Consider the following 13,098-nt stretch of genomic DNA (forward strand, 5'->3'; position numbering starts at 1 on the left):
TGCTGCGCTTCATTTTCGTCCGACTCCTTCGAGGCGGACTCTACCCAAAATCGGTCACATTCCAGGGGCGCACGTCACGCGCTTCGACGTTTACCGCGCGGTCTCGGCGCAGATCCACGCGATCTTTGCCGACTATACGGACCTAATCCAGCCGCTTTCGTTGGATGAAGCCTATCTCGACGTGACCGAGGATCGCCGGGGGCTGCAGACCGCTTGGGCGACCGCTAAAGAAATCCGCGCGCGCATCCTGGGCGAGACCGGCCTCACGGCGTCGGCGGGAATCTCTTACAACAAATTCCTCGCCAAGCTCGCTTCGGACCATCGCAAGCCCAATGGTCAGTTCGCCGTGACGCCCGAAATGGGCGCCGCCTGGGTTGAGCAATTGCCGGTCGCGAAGTTCCACGGGGTGGGTCCGGTGACCGCCGCCAAAATGAAGCGGCTCGGCATCGAAACCGGCGCCGACCTCAAGGCCCAGTCGATCGAATTTTTGGCGCGGCATTTTGGGAGCTCCGCCGAGTGGTATCACGGCATCGCGCGGGGCATCGACGATCGCCCGGTGAACCCGAGCCGCGAGCGCAAATCATCGGGTTCGGAAACGACGTTCGACCGCGATCTCACTGACCCCGCCGAGATTGAGGCAGGCGTCCTAAAAATGGCCGACGACGTTTCCGTCTGGTGTTCGACCCGTCAGCAGTTCGGGCGGACCGTCACCGTTAAGGCAAAGTACGCGGACTTTCGACAGGTAACGCGCAGTCGAACGCAACCACAGGGGTTGCGCGATCCGAGCAATTTGCGATCGACCGCAATCGAATTGATCCGCACCCTCTATCCGTTGAAACAAGGGGTGCGACTCGTCGGCGTTACAGTGTCGAATTTTGAACCGATGAGATCGGACATGCCACTATTCTCGGACAACCAATCGCCCGCGTGAGTGGCGGCAGTTTTGCGCCCCAGTTTCGGACATTCAGCCGACAGGTGTTCAGGCCAAAAACTGCCGGATTGTTGCTAGCGCTCGCCCCTCCAGATTTGGACGACCGCAATTGAAGGCAGTGTGTCGACTGTCTGGCCTCGACGACGCTGCAGCGTTTCGGACATTCGTTCAGCTAACGGCTATGTGGCAACCGAGCGCGCCGCGCCGGTCCTCCCCGCCCGTCGCCGACACGTTAGATTCGGTACGATGCGGCGAGAGCCGAAGCGATCCTGAATCCCTTACAGCCTAGATATCGCCAGCGCCTGAAGTTCGCTGTCCCATTGAATTCGCTTTAACAGATGCGGGACTTCGACATCTTCGGCGATGAATTCGACCTAACCATCCTTTGCCTCAACCGCACCAACCGCGCATGCTACGTCCTCCCTCGTCACTCCAATCAACTCGCGCACCCGCTTGGCTTCCTCCTTAGCGCGCTATCGCGGGCAAGCTCGGTTTCATTCTTGCCGCGCATGAGATGATCAGTGACAAGCAAATCGGGCAAGAGTTCTCCCTCGAGCCGGTCGATGCGGGTGGCCGTGTCTGCGGCGGCGACAAAACGCGATGCCGGATGGGGGCACGCCGTTCCGATCCTGTGCTGCGGACGTGCCGTGCACCCCTTGGCAGGACGCCAATTAGGGATTTGGCCGCCAATGTGCGCGGCCTTGATCGATCGACATCGGTGTTGCCCTATGCGTCGGCCAAATCGGCAAAGTGCGCGGCGAGGCCGGTTTGGCCCGGCGCAACATGGCCGGCCATGGTGTGGCGATCGGGGAAGTCGCCGCCGTTTTGCGACCGGAAGGGAATTGGCATATCGGTGAACAATCCCCCGAGACGCGCACGCCATGCCGCCTTGATCGTGTCCACTTCCTCCGCCGTGGAAACGTGAGCCGCGCCATAGACGGCGTGCGTCGGAAGCACCTCCATGCCGGGATAGAACAGCGCGCCATGAGTCAGCGGGAACAGCAACTGCTCGATCGGCCCGTTAATACCCCGCGGGCCATAGTCGGCCGCCGGGCCACCTGCCTGTACGTTGACCAGCGCGCGCTTGCCCTTGAGGATGCCTTCGCCAAAGCGGAACTGGTTGGAGCCGTTCTGATAGCCATAGGCAAAGCCGAAGGCATAGACCCGCTCGATCCAGCCCTTGAGGATCGCGGGAACGCCGTACCACCACAGCGGGAACTGCAGGACCACAGCATCGGCCTCGAGTAGCTTTTGCTGCTCGGCGATCACATCGGGCGTCTGATGTCCGCTTGCGTAGGCGTGGCCCGATTCCATGATGAATGACAGCCTTTCGGGATTGTCGCGAACCGGGAAGTCATCGGCGTCGTAAACGGCCTTCCACTTCATGCCGTAAAGGTCCGAGTGGGTCACGGTGTGCCCCGCAGCTGACATCGTCTCAGCGGTCACGTCGACCAACTGCCGCGTCAGCGACGTGGGTTCAGGATGCGCGTAAACAATAAGAATGTTCATGATAGCCTCTCAACTTCAGATCTGAACCCCATGTGGATCGGCATGACACGCTGTTGAAATCGAACCTTTTGCCTGCTGTTATCCAGCGGATGAATACCAGGAACCTCGATCTCGGCCTGCTTGTCACGCTCGAAGCGCTGCTGGCGGAAGGAAATGTCACGCGTGCCGCCCGACGCCTGAACCTGAGCCAACCCGCCTTGTCGGCCCGGCTGGCACGGCTGCGCGATGAGCTCGGCGATCCGCTCCTCATCCCGGCACAGCGCGGGATGGTCCTCACCCAGCGCGCCGCCGAGCTTCGGCAACCGTTGCATGAAGCGCTGGAGGGCGTTCGTCGGGTGGTGGCAGCAGGCGCGCCGTTCGATCCGGCGACGATGGAGGCCACGCTGGTCATCGCTGCGAGCGACTATGGGCAGTTCGCCTTGCTCAGCCGTTTCTCCATCGCGCTCAGGACCGAGGCACCCAAGGTCCGCATCGCCTGGCGAGCCCTGGATGTGCTGGGCCTCGCCGCGCAATTAGAGCGCGGCGAAATCGACTTGGCACTTGCATCGCCAGACTTTGCACCGGCGGCCATGCGCCAACGCGAACTTTTTCGCGAGGATTATGTGGTGATCGCCCGGCAGGGACACCCGGCGGTCCACGGCCGCGTCAGCTTGGAAGTGTTCTGCGCCTTGGAGCACGTGGTCGTGTCGCCCCAAGGTGGCGGGTTCTCAGGGCCGACCGATGCAGCACTGGAAGCCATCGGTCGCCGCCGCACCGTCGCGCTGTCCACATCTGGATTCCTGATCGTACCGGAAATGGTTTGCCGATCCGACATGATTGCGCTGGTGCCTCGGCGGGTGGCCAACGGCTGGTCGGATCGCCTGCAAGTGCTCGACCCGCCACTCACCATTCACGGTTTCGCCATCGCCGCTGTCTGGCACGACCGAGCCACTTACCATCCCGCGCAACGGTGGCTGCGTGAGCGGCTGGCGATGTTGGCGGCGGAGGTCTAGTTGCCCAGGGGCGCCGCGGAAGGATGTCCGGAACTGAGTGATTTTACCCGCCGGCTGCTCCTCGTTAGCCGCTGCGAATGCAGGCGTTCTGCTCGAGTCCAATCAAGACCGGGGAGATGAACGATGTGACACTCGCGACATACCCTGCCGCGTGGAATTGACCTGACCGTCCTAGATCTTGTGAGTCGATCATATAAGTAGCCGACATTGGTAGGGGGCACCGTTTGATTGACCGGCGCTAGCGTCGGCTTCGCGCCCCGGTAGCGGACCTCCGAAGCTCCTCTCGCGCCTCTCGAAAGCGGACGTACGCGAAATCAAGTGAGGGCTGCTGCCGTCGACGTTCCAGTGCGTTCGGCGGTTCCAAGCCAAACACCGACAATAGGCACCTGGATTTCGCGCCGTTTATCCATCTTGAGATTGACGTGGTCTGACGTGCGCGCCGATAAGATGTCTCTGGCCACCATGTTCTAGCGTTTGAGGTGTAGCCATGAGCCGGATCAGTTGGGGGCGCATCAGTGTCATCGCAGCCGCCGCGAGCGTGCCAGCGATTCTGCTCGTCCTCACGACGCTTGCGAACCGAGGGTTCGACGAAACCGAGCGGCTGCGCCTTGACGTCGAGCGATCTTACGAGACGCGCGCCGCGCTGGAGCGGGTGCTCTCGCTCCACCAGGATATCGAGCTCGGCCAGCGTGGCTATCTGATCACCGGCGACGACTCGTTTCTGCGTCCCTATCGCGATGCCGAACGCGAGGTGCGCCAGTCGCTCGAGGCGTTGGCGGAGGCGGATATCGATCCGGCAGACCGCGCGCTGCTCGCGCAGCTCGAAGCTGCGTCGGATGCCAAGCGCGGATTCGTGGATCGGACGATCGGTCTATACGCTCAGGGAGAACATGAGGCCGCGCGGGCACTGGTCAGCGGTGGCGAAGGCAAACGTCTGATGGATCGCCTGCGCGCAAACATCGCCGAACTCTCGCGCCTCGAACGGTCGCGCCTCGCCGCGCGGACGGAGGTTGCTGCCGCGGCCCGAGATCTGTTGCGGGTGCAAACCGTCGCGCTACAGATCGCGCTGATCCTGTTGCTCGCTCTGGCAGTGTGGCTGGTCCAGCGCAGCACCGCCGCCCGGCAGGCTGCGCTGCGTCGAGCCGAAGATGCCGCGGCACGACAGGAAATCATCTTCGCGAGTGCTAAGGACGGGATGATCGTAATCAACCCGAGCGGGAGTATCGAAAGCCTCAATTCTGCGGCCGCGGCGTTGTTCCGGTATGAGCCCGACACACTGCTCCGTCGTGACATCGGCGTGCTGTTCGAGGTCGCGCCGGATCGCGGTCGGGTGGAGAGTTTTCTGCGGCGCCTCGGGGCGACCCGGCGAGAAAGCCATGGGCAGGTTCAGGAATTTGTCGCGCGGCGTGCCGATCTGACGACGTTTCCCGTCGAAGTGTCCATCAGCCCGGTACGCCTGGCCGATCTTACATTATTCCTCGCTGTCATTCGCGACATCAGCGAACGGCGCGAGATGGAGCAGATGAAAACCGAGTTCGTCGCGACCGTAAGCCATGAGTTGCGCACGCCACTAACCTCGATCGCCGGCTCGCTCGGCCTGATCAACGGCGGCGCAGCGGGCGCGCTGCCGCCCAAAGCCGAGCGCCTGGTCGGGATCGCGCATAGCAATGCCGCGCGCCTCGTTCGCCTGATCAACGACATCCTCGATATCGAGAAGATCGAGGCGGGGCGGATGCAGTTCGACGTTCGCCCCTTGCCGCTCGACACGCTGTTGCAGAACGCCGCCAATCAGAGCGCCGGCTTGGCCGCGCAGCTTGACGTGCGGATCGACCTGGTTGCGCCAAAGCCAAACGCGGCAGTGCTTGGTGACGAGGACCGGTTGATGCAGGTCTTTGCCAATCTTCTCTCCAACGCGCTCAAATTCTCACCGACCGGCGGTGTCGTGACGGTCTATATTCGTCCACTCGATCGCCGCTATCGGGTCAGCATCGCCGATCAGGGCAGCGGGATTCCAGAGGAGTTTCGCGACCGGATTTTCGGCAAGTTCGCCCAGGCTGACAGCTCCGACACGCGGCAAAAAGGCGGCACCGGACTGGGCCTCAGCATCGTGCGCGAAATCGTGCAGCGGCTGGGGGGATCGGTCAGCTTCGAATCGAACGCCGGAAAGGGCACGGTATTCCACGTCGATCTGCCCGCTGCAGCCGCGCCGAAGATCGCAGACGCGCCGCCGGCCGTTGCCGAGCCGGAGTTCGAGCGGAGCGCGACGGCGCACCTCCCAGTCATTCTCCATGTCGATGACGACCCCGACATGCTGGACGTGCTCGCGGATGCGTTCGAAGGGCGCGCGAGGTTGCGCTCGACGCCGAGCGTTGCGGAGGCGCGCGCCATGTTGAAGCGGGAGCGGATGGACGCGGCGATCCTCGATATCGGCCTGCTCGACGGGTGCGGAACCGATCTTGTCGCGCCGCTGCGCGAAGGGCAGCCAGACCTTCCGATCATCGTATTCACCGCCCAGGAGGCGGAGCAATGTGGCTCGACCGGTGTCGATCTGGTGCTGGTCAAGTCACGCGCGACGCTCGACGTGCTAGTGAACGAAACCATGTTGCGGATCGCGCGGCGTGAGGAGGCGAAGCCATGACCAAGATCCTCTATGTCGATGACGAGGCCGACATCCGCGAAGTCGCGCAACTTGCGCTCGAACTCGATCCCGATATCGAAGTGCGCAGCTGCGCATCGGGCACCGAAGGCCTGGAGGCGGCTGCTGCGTGGCACCCTGACCTCATTCTCCTCGATGTGATGATGCCGGGCATGGATGGCCCAACCACGTTTGCCCGGCTGCGCGACCAGGCTGCGACCGCAACGATCCCGGTCGTTTTCATCACCGCTCGCACCCAAGCGCACGAGGTACAGCGATTCCGGGAACTCGGCGCACATGGTGTGCTGGCCAAGCCGTTCGATCCGATGACGCTCGCCGATCAGGTGCGTGCGCTGCTCGATGGATGAGTTCGAGGCGCGCATGGCGGCGCTGCGCGCGCGGTTCGTGGCGCGCGCGATTGCGGAGGGGGATTCGATCCGCAGCCATCTAGCCCAGCGGAAGCTGACCGAGCTACGCGAACTCTGTCACGGTTTGGTCGGAACGGCGGGGACGTTCGGCTATCCGGCGATCAGTGACGCGGCGCTCGCGGTCGAGGAAGCGATCGAGGCAGGGGCGCAGGACGACGCGCTGGACGCATTGTGCTTGCCGCTGATGGAGCAACTCGAGGCTTTGCGTCAGGGGCGCTGAAACCCCTTGCGCACCATCGTGCCCCAGCCTTGTTTCTTGCGCACGAATTGCCACCAGCCGCGCAGACGCCAAAAATTGTTGAGCTGGCGATAGCCGAAATTCTCGGCGATCGCGGCGACTGTCAGTGTCGCCAGATCGCGTGCATTTTTGAGGCGACGCAGCTGGATTTCCTCCAGCACAAGTGTCGCGACACTGATGAACACGCCAAAGGTGAACACCACCGCGATGAAGGCGAGCAGATATTCGACCGAGATCAGCCCGAGTAGCCATAGCGGCGGTACGAGCGCATAGCCGACCACCTCGACGATCGGACCGATCACATCGACGACCCAGACCTGCCCGAAGCCGAGAAAGCCGATCCGACCATATTTGGGGTTGAGAAACATGTCCCCATGCTTGCGATAGGTTTCGAGCGACCCCCGTTGCCAGCGAGCGCGCTGATTGGCGAGTATCGAGAGGCTCTCCGGCGCCTCGGTCCAGCTGACGGGCTCGGGGATATAGGCGATGCGATAGTCGCGCTTGCGGTCGCGCATATGGCGGTGGAGCTTGACGACCAGTTCCATATCCTCGCCCACCGTATTGTGGCTGAACCCGCCGACCTCGATCGTGCTGCTGCGCCGGAACAGGCCGAACGCGCCGGAGATGATCATCAGCGTCTGCATCTGACTTAGCCCCAGCCGCGCCATCAGGAACGCGCGCAGATACTCGACCACCTGGAACAGCGCGAGCAGGTTGCGGGGCAGCCGAGCCTCGATCAGCCGCCCATGCTCGATCCGGCATCCATTGGCGATGCGGATCGTGCCGCCCACCGCAACGGTCCGGATCGGGTCCTCGACAAAGGGGCGAACCACGCGGATCAGCGCATCGGGCTCAAGCAGTGTATCGGCGTCTATCACGCAGACCAGCGGCGCGCGGGCGACATTGATTCCAGCGTTCATCGCGTCCGCCTTGCCGCCATTCTCCTTGTCGATCACCAGCAGACGCGGATAGGCCGGATTGGCATAGAGGCCGCGGATCGGCTGGCTTGTCACCGCCAGGTCGAGATACCGGTGCACCGGCTTCAGATCGAAATGTTGGATCATGCGGGCCAGCGTCGTGTCCTTCGAGCCGTCGTTGATCACCAGCACTTCGAACTCGGGATAGTGCAGGGCGAGCAGCGCTTCCGCGCTCTCGATGATCGTCAGTTCCTCGTTATAGGCGGGCGCGATCACCGCGATCGGCGGCGCAAGGTCTGCGTAACGATCCCACAGCACCTCGGTCGGCGGCATCGCGGGGCGGCGGTGCAGCGCGATCGCCGCAAAGCCGAGCTGGACGATGTACAGCAGGATCTGGATCAGGCCGATCGCGATCACGAACCAGGTGACGATCTCTGCAACAGTGTAGAGCCAGCCGGGAAAGACGATCATCGCGCGATCCCCTTTTCGGCGAGGATCGCCTCGGCGACTTCTGCCGCAGCCCCGCCGCCGCGCTCCGCAGCATCGCGCAAATGGGCAAGTCCGGGCGCGCCAATCGCCACCAACGCCTCGGCCGCGCGAAACCGCACCCACCATTCCGGATCGGCGAGAAGACCCGCAAGCTGGTCTGCCGCCGCCACCATTCCGATCCGGCCCGCCGCCTGGGCAGCGGCGGCGCGCGCCGCCATGGAATCGCTCGATAGCGCGAGGCGCACTGCTTGTGCTCCGCTGGGGTGACCGAACTGGCCAAGTGCATGAAGATAGCGCGGGAGCTCCTCCGTCCCGTCCCGTGCGGCGAGCGCCAGCTCGGCGATCACCGGGACGAGCGAGAAGTCGCCGGTTTCGGCCAGCGCCTCGACCGCGGCGACACGGACCTCGCTATTCTGGTTGAGCTGAAGGACCAGCCCCTTGATTTCCTGCGGCCGGGTTCGGGCTATCGATACGAACAGGCTGACCACTAGGCGGGACGATTGTCCGGTGCCGAGTTCGAGCCTGTCGACCAGATCGATCAGCTCGAACGCTTCCCCCTTGTCGGCAAGTGCCTGCGCAGCGGCCAGCCGGATATCGCGATCCCGGTCATCCAGAGCGTTGCGCAACGCGCCGAGCGCGCTGGCATCGTCGAATTGGGCAATGCCCTGCAGTGCGTTCATCCGGTCACGGGTCGCGCCCGCGCGCATCCGCCGCGCGAGCCGTTCGGGAACCCCCAGCCGGGTGGCGCTGGCGATGAAGGCGGCGCGCTCGGGGCCGCGCACCAGCTGCATCAGATCGAGCGACAGGTCCGCGATGACGTGATCCGGAATATCGCGAAACTGGTCCGGGTCGATCTGCTTGCCCGTCAGCAGAAGCGGAGTGAGGCGCTTGCGTGCCGCCAGATGCCGGTCGTTCCGCCAATGTGCGACAAGTCTGAGGAGTACCAGCGCGCCCATGACCACGACCGCCGCGACCGCCAACACCAGCGACACGGTCCAGATCAGGAGCAGCGCGCTCAAAAGCGGAAGCCGGCACCGATGCCGAACTGGGTGCGGTCGGCGCCGGTGGCGCGGTTCTCATGCGCCAGCGACACCCGCAGCGTCGCGCGCGACGACACGTCGATGGCGACGCCGCCGAACACGCTGCGGACCGGAACCACGATCCCCTCGTCGGTGTCGGGTGCATCGCTATAGCCGAGGAACAGCCGTATCGGGTCGGTGGCCTGAAGATCGCCACGGATCGAGTAGCCGGACCGGTGCCGCCCCCGTTCATCGAACAGGTTGATCCAGCGCCCCGTGACCCAGAACCGGCCCCCGACATATTGTTCGACGCCTGGACTAACGCTCTGCACATCGCCGAGCGCAAACCGCGCCTGCCGCGCGTCGAGCGTAAGCAATGTCGCATACGGTCCGCTGCGCAGCCGCGCGGAGCCGCCCAGCCCGAGCTGCCATTCGGGACGAAAGTCGGGGTCCACGGTGGCACCGAGGCTCAGATAGCCGCGCAGGCCGTCGCCCAGCGCCCCCTCGACGGTCATTTCGCCATAGACATCGCTGCGCCCGAACCGCCGTGCATATTCGACCCGCGCGCCGACCGTGCCGCTCTGGCTCATATGGTAGCGCAGTTGGGCTGCGGCTTCGGTCCAGTCCGCCTGCGGCCCGGACAGATCGCTCAGGCTTCCTTCGACATCGAGCTGCCAGCGAATCTGGGTCGGCGTGGCCGCGAGTTGTCGGCGAAGCTCCGCTGCATCAGCGTTGGCGGGATCGACGGGTTCGAGCGCACGCCGCGCGCCTGCAATGTCGCCGCGCCGCTGTGCAATGCGGGCCAGCCCGATCCGCGCATCGGCATAGTCCGGCGCGACCGAAAGCGCTGCTCGGAACGCGGTGTCGGCAGCGTCCAGTTGCCCAAGTGCGAGGTTGGCGAGGCCGAGCTGGACCTGCGCGTCGGCATTGCCCGGGTTCGCCGCGACGATCGGCTGGAGCAATGCGACGGCCCGTGCCGGATCGCCAGCCAGGCGCGCCGAAACGGCCGCCTGATAAGGGTCGGCTATAGTCGGATCCTGCTGCGGCTGGACCACCATCGGCGCAGCGAAAAGAGCGAGTCCGGCGCCGATCATTTCAGCCCCGGAAGCAGTCGCGCCAGTCGGGTCATGAGTTCCTCCGGAATGAACGGCTTCACCAGATAATCATTTGCTCCGAGATCGAACGCATCGACGATGTCGCGCTGTTGTTTGCGCGCAGTCAGCATGATGACCGGGATCTCCGCCGTTTCCGCCTGACCACGCAGGCGGCGCAGGACCAGTTGGCCGTCCATGACCGGCATCATCGTGTCGAGGATGATCGCGTCGGGCAAATGCTCTTCGGCGAGCGCCACAGCCTGCGCGCCATCGCGCGCGATCAGCACGCGATACCCCTTGTTCTCAAGACGAAAGCTGAGCAGCTCGACGAGCAGCTCATTGTCGTCGCATATGAGGATCGTCCTGTTCACTACGCCACGCCCCGGACAGTACTTACCCAAAGTGTAGCGCCAAAGCGGGGTCCGAGCCACCGGAAGCTGGGCCCGCGAGGACTCGTTCCGGCGCAGCTATGGCGCGCTTCGGCAGGATAGTCCGCGGGGTTTAAGAAACGTTAATTGCGCGCTGGCTCACTGGATCGCGGCATGATGCATTTCGACCGACGGGTTCCGGTACAAGAGGGATGCGATCGCGGCGGGGGTGAGCGGCCGGGACAGCAAATAGCCCTGCAAGGATGAGCAGCCGGCATTGGCGAGGAAGTCGCGTTGCTCATTCGTTTCGACGCCTTCTGCGGTGATCTGCATCCCGCTCGCCTTGGCCAGATCGACGATCGCACGGATGATCGCGCTTCCGCCGCGCCGCATGTCGATGCCATTCACAAAGCTCTGGTCGATCTTGATCCGATCGACCTCGAAATTGCGCAGGTGACTGAACGAGGAATAGCCGGTGCCGAAATCGTCCAGCGCGACCCTGACCCCGGCGGCGCGCAGCCGTGTCAGCGTGGCCTGGCACGCACTGGCGCTTTCGATGAAGCTCGTTTCGGTGATCTCGATCTCGAGCCGGGATGGCTCGAGCCGGGTGCGCGCGAGGATCGCGAGAATCTCCTCGGCAAGCCCATCGTCGCGTAGCTGCACGGCGGAAACATTCACCGAAATGGTGGGCAGGCGCAGGCGCACGGCGTCCGAGCATGCCCGCTCCAGCACCCAGCTACCGATCTGATTGATCAGGCCGCATGCTTCGGCGACCGGCACGAAGGTCGCGGGGGACATCATGCCGCGGACCGGGTGGGACCAGCGGAGCAGCGCTTCCGCGCCAACGATCTGCCCGCTCTGGGCCGAGTAGAGCGGCTGGTATTCGATCCTGAGCTGGTCCCCCGCGTCGATCGCGTCGCGCAGATCGGCCTCGATCTGGCGGCGATGGCGCACACCCGCGTCCATGTCCTCGCGAAAGAAGGTGTAACGGCCGCGGCCCCCCGCCTTGGCCTCGTAAAGCGCGATATCGGCCTTGCGGGCGAGTTCGGTCCGGGTCGCTGCGTCCGCTGGAGACAGGGCCACCCCGATGCTGACGCCGACGCTTGCCTTGCTTCCGGCCAGGTCGAACGGTTCGCTGACCGCCTCGATGATCCTCAGGCACAGGATTTCGGCCGACGCGGGCGAAACTGCGCCGGTCTGGATGACCGCGAACTCGTCGCCGCCGATCCGCGCGACCAGATCGGTTTCACGGGTCACTTCCGCGAGCCGACGCGCGGTCGCGACGATCAGTTCGTCGCCGGCCGGATGCCCCAGCGTGTCGTTGACCTGCTTGAACCGGTCGAGATCGAAGTAGAGAAGAGCGACCTGCTCACCGTTCGCCTGCGCATCCGCCAGGATGTGGCCGAGCCGGTCGTCGAAAAGCGCCCGATTGGCGAGGCCCGTCAGGGGATCGTGGAAGGCGAGGTGTTACGCCTGCGCCTCGCTCGCCTCAAGCGCCAGCGTGCTGCGCCGAATCCGAATCAGCAGCCAGCCGACCATTGCGAGAATCACGACCAGCGCGCCGATGGCAAAGGGCGCAATCCGTTTTGCCATGAGCGCCCCGGGGCCGAACGGCTCCCACACGATATACCCGAGCGTTTCGCCTGTGCGATCAACGAGCGGGGCTCCGCGGGCCGATCCCGCGGGTATCGAGGTAGCGAACCGCGCGTCGGCCAGCTGATAAGCATCGGCGAGTTCCATGAGGAAGCTGCCGTCGAGCCGTCGGACGCTGACATGGAAGGGTGGCCGCACGCCCGGTGTAAGCGTTCCCTCCTCGTCAAGGATCGCCTTGACGCTGACGATCGCCGGATGACCTCCGACCCGGTCGAGCGCATAGCTGCCCTGCGTTCGCTGCGGCACGGTAATCGACTGCAGCGATGGGTGCTCGAGTTTGCGGACCAGGTCCTGGATCAGCGGAGCGGCGACCGCGGCGACGCGCTCTCGATAACGCCCGGGGTCGATCCGCGCGCCGTCGCGCATCGCGTAAAGCGGTTTGCCAGCAGGATCGAGGACATACGCTTCGTCATGCCCGTAATAGCTATGCAGCCAGATACCAAGATTGTCGTCGAGCCACTTCAAATCCGGCCGACGCGCGGTCACCTGCCGCAGCGCCTCGTCCCAGATCGTAACCCCTTCCTGATCATGCGCGACAGCAGCCGCGCGCTGTTTCAGCACGGTTTCGATCAGTGCCTGCTGACGGTCGCCTGCGAGCTTGTTCGCCTGACTCGCGGAAAATAGCACCACGGCGGTCAGCGCGATGGCGAGCGTCGCAACCGCAGCGATGGCAGGCAGGGCAACGCGGGCCAGAAAGGTCTGGTCCCGCCGCTCGCCAAATCCGAAAGTCGCAGTTGTGGACATGATGCCGACAGCTAGGCCGATGTCCTTGCCAAAGGGTGAAACACGACCCCCGTGTTCTCACAATAGTATAAATTTTGCAGT

Annotated in this window: 12 protein-coding genes and 1 pseudogene; 5 read left to right on the forward strand and 8 right to left on the reverse strand. The window is 64.1% G+C overall.

From position 1 onward, the window contains the following. Window positions 1–931, forward strand: a 931-nt coding sequence (gene dinB, locus ABS767_RS00005) for a DNA polymerase IV (protein WP_408076315.1), incomplete at its 5' end; no start/stop codon positions are given. Window positions 932–1,657: 726 nt separating this feature from the next. Here the strand turns inward: dinB and ABS767_RS00010 are convergent. Then, window positions 1,658–2,440, reverse strand: coding sequence for an NAD(P)H-dependent oxidoreductase (locus ABS767_RS00010; protein WP_408076316.1), 783 nt, complete (start codon window positions 2,438–2,440; stop codon window positions 1,658–1,660). A 53-nt stretch (window positions 2,441–2,493) separates the two neighbouring features. Here ABS767_RS00010 and ABS767_RS00015 point away from each other — a divergent pair, with 53 nt between their 5' ends. From ABS767_RS00015 to ABS767_RS00030, 4 genes are all read left to right on the forward strand, one after another. After that, window positions 2,494–3,432, forward strand: coding sequence for a LysR family transcriptional regulator (locus tag ABS767_RS00015; RefSeq protein ID WP_408076317.1), 939 nt, complete (start codon window positions 2,494–2,496; stop codon window positions 3,430–3,432). Between the two features lie 487 nt (window positions 3,433–3,919). Beyond that, window positions 3,920–6,070: an ATP-binding protein gene (locus tag ABS767_RS00020; protein WP_408076318.1), complete on the forward strand. Its 2,151-nt coding sequence runs from the start codon at window positions 3,920–3,922 to the stop codon at window positions 6,068–6,070. Further along, on the forward strand, window positions 6,067–6,435 hold the full coding sequence (locus ABS767_RS00025) for a response regulator (RefSeq protein WP_408076319.1): 369 nt from the start codon (window positions 6,067–6,069) through the stop codon (window positions 6,433–6,435). The genes ABS767_RS00020 and ABS767_RS00025 overlap by 4 nt, the downstream gene beginning before the upstream one ends. Continuing rightward, window positions 6,428–6,715, forward strand: coding sequence for an Hpt domain-containing protein (locus tag ABS767_RS00030; RefSeq protein ID WP_408076320.1), 288 nt, complete (start codon window positions 6,428–6,430; stop codon window positions 6,713–6,715). The genes ABS767_RS00025 and ABS767_RS00030 overlap by 8 nt, the downstream gene beginning before the upstream one ends. On the opposite strand, the gene ABS767_RS00035 is transcribed toward ABS767_RS00030, so the two are convergent. The 7 genes and pseudogenes from ABS767_RS00035 to ABS767_RS00065 form a co-directional block, all read right to left on the reverse strand. Beyond that, window positions 6,703–8,121 carry a glycosyltransferase family 2 protein gene (locus tag ABS767_RS00035; RefSeq protein WP_408076321.1) on the reverse strand — a complete coding sequence of 473 codons (1,419 nt, stop codon included), beginning with the start codon at window positions 8,119–8,121 and terminating at the stop codon, window positions 6,703–6,705. The two genes, ABS767_RS00030 and ABS767_RS00035, sit on opposite strands and share 13 nt — an antisense overlap. After that, window positions 8,118–9,158, reverse strand: coding sequence for a HEAT repeat domain-containing protein (locus ABS767_RS00040; RefSeq protein WP_408076322.1), 1,041 nt, complete (start codon window positions 9,156–9,158; stop codon window positions 8,118–8,120). The genes ABS767_RS00035 and ABS767_RS00040 overlap by 4 nt, the downstream gene beginning before the upstream one ends. Beyond that, a complete protein-coding gene (locus ABS767_RS00045) occupies window positions 9,155–10,252 on the reverse strand; it encodes a YaiO family outer membrane beta-barrel protein (RefSeq protein WP_408076323.1) in 1,098 nt (365 codons plus the stop codon). The genes ABS767_RS00040 and ABS767_RS00045 overlap by 4 nt, the downstream gene beginning before the upstream one ends. After that, the gene (locus ABS767_RS00050; RefSeq protein ID WP_408076324.1) at window positions 10,249–10,623 is read right to left on the reverse strand and encodes a response regulator transcription factor; all 375 of its coding nucleotides are present in this window, start codon (window positions 10,621–10,623) and stop codon (window positions 10,249–10,251) included. Before ABS767_RS00050 ends, ABS767_RS00045 begins: the two co-directional genes overlap by 4 nt. 156 nt (window positions 10,624–10,779) lie before the next feature. Then, on the reverse strand, window positions 10,780–11,586 hold the full coding sequence (locus ABS767_RS00055) for a putative bifunctional diguanylate cyclase/phosphodiesterase (protein WP_408078621.1): 807 nt from the start codon (window positions 11,584–11,586) through the stop codon (window positions 10,780–10,782). Window positions 11,587–11,613: 27 nt separating this feature from the next. After that, window positions 11,614–12,072: pseudogene (locus ABS767_RS00060) on the reverse strand (diguanylate cyclase domain-containing protein); the annotation flags it as partial. 15 nt (window positions 12,073–12,087) lie between these two features. Further along, window positions 12,088–13,017 (reverse strand): CHASE4 domain-containing protein, encoded by a 930-nt coding sequence (locus ABS767_RS00065; protein ID WP_408076325.1) that lies wholly within the window; start codon window positions 13,015–13,017, stop codon window positions 12,088–12,090. Window positions 13,018–13,098: the final 81 nt, after the last annotated feature.

The organism is Sphingomonas plantiphila (assembly GCF_046000505.1).
Taxonomy (GTDB): Bacteria; Pseudomonadota; Alphaproteobacteria; order Sphingomonadales; family Sphingomonadaceae; genus Sphingomonas; species Sphingomonas plantiphila.

Coding starts and splice junctions, on each gene's coding strand:
- ABS767_RS00030 (WP_408076320.1), top strand. CDS start 6,428: ATGGATGAGTTCGAGGCGCGCATGGCGGCGCTGCGCGCGCGGTTCGTG.
- ABS767_RS00055 (WP_408078621.1), bottom strand. CDS start 11,586: ATGGACGCGGGTGTGCGCCATCGCCGCCAGATCGAGGCCGATCTGCGC.
- ABS767_RS00035 (WP_408076321.1), bottom strand. CDS start 8,121: ATGATCGTCTTTCCCGGCTGGCTCTACACTGTTGCAGAGATCGTCACC.
- ABS767_RS00025 (WP_408076319.1), top strand. CDS start 6,067: ATGACCAAGATCCTCTATGTCGATGACGAGGCCGACATCCGCGAAGTC.
- ABS767_RS00045 (WP_408076323.1), bottom strand. CDS start 10,252: ATGATCGGCGCCGGACTCGCTCTTTTCGCTGCGCCGATGGTGGTCCAG.
- ABS767_RS00020 (WP_408076318.1), top strand. CDS start 3,920: ATGAGCCGGATCAGTTGGGGGCGCATCAGTGTCATCGCAGCCGCCGCG.
- ABS767_RS00010 (WP_408076316.1), bottom strand. CDS start 2,440: ATGAACATTCTTATTGTTTACGCGCATCCTGAACCCACGTCGCTGACG.
- ABS767_RS00065 (WP_408076325.1), bottom strand. CDS start 13,017: ATGTCCACAACTGCGACTTTCGGATTTGGCGAGCGGCGGGACCAGACC.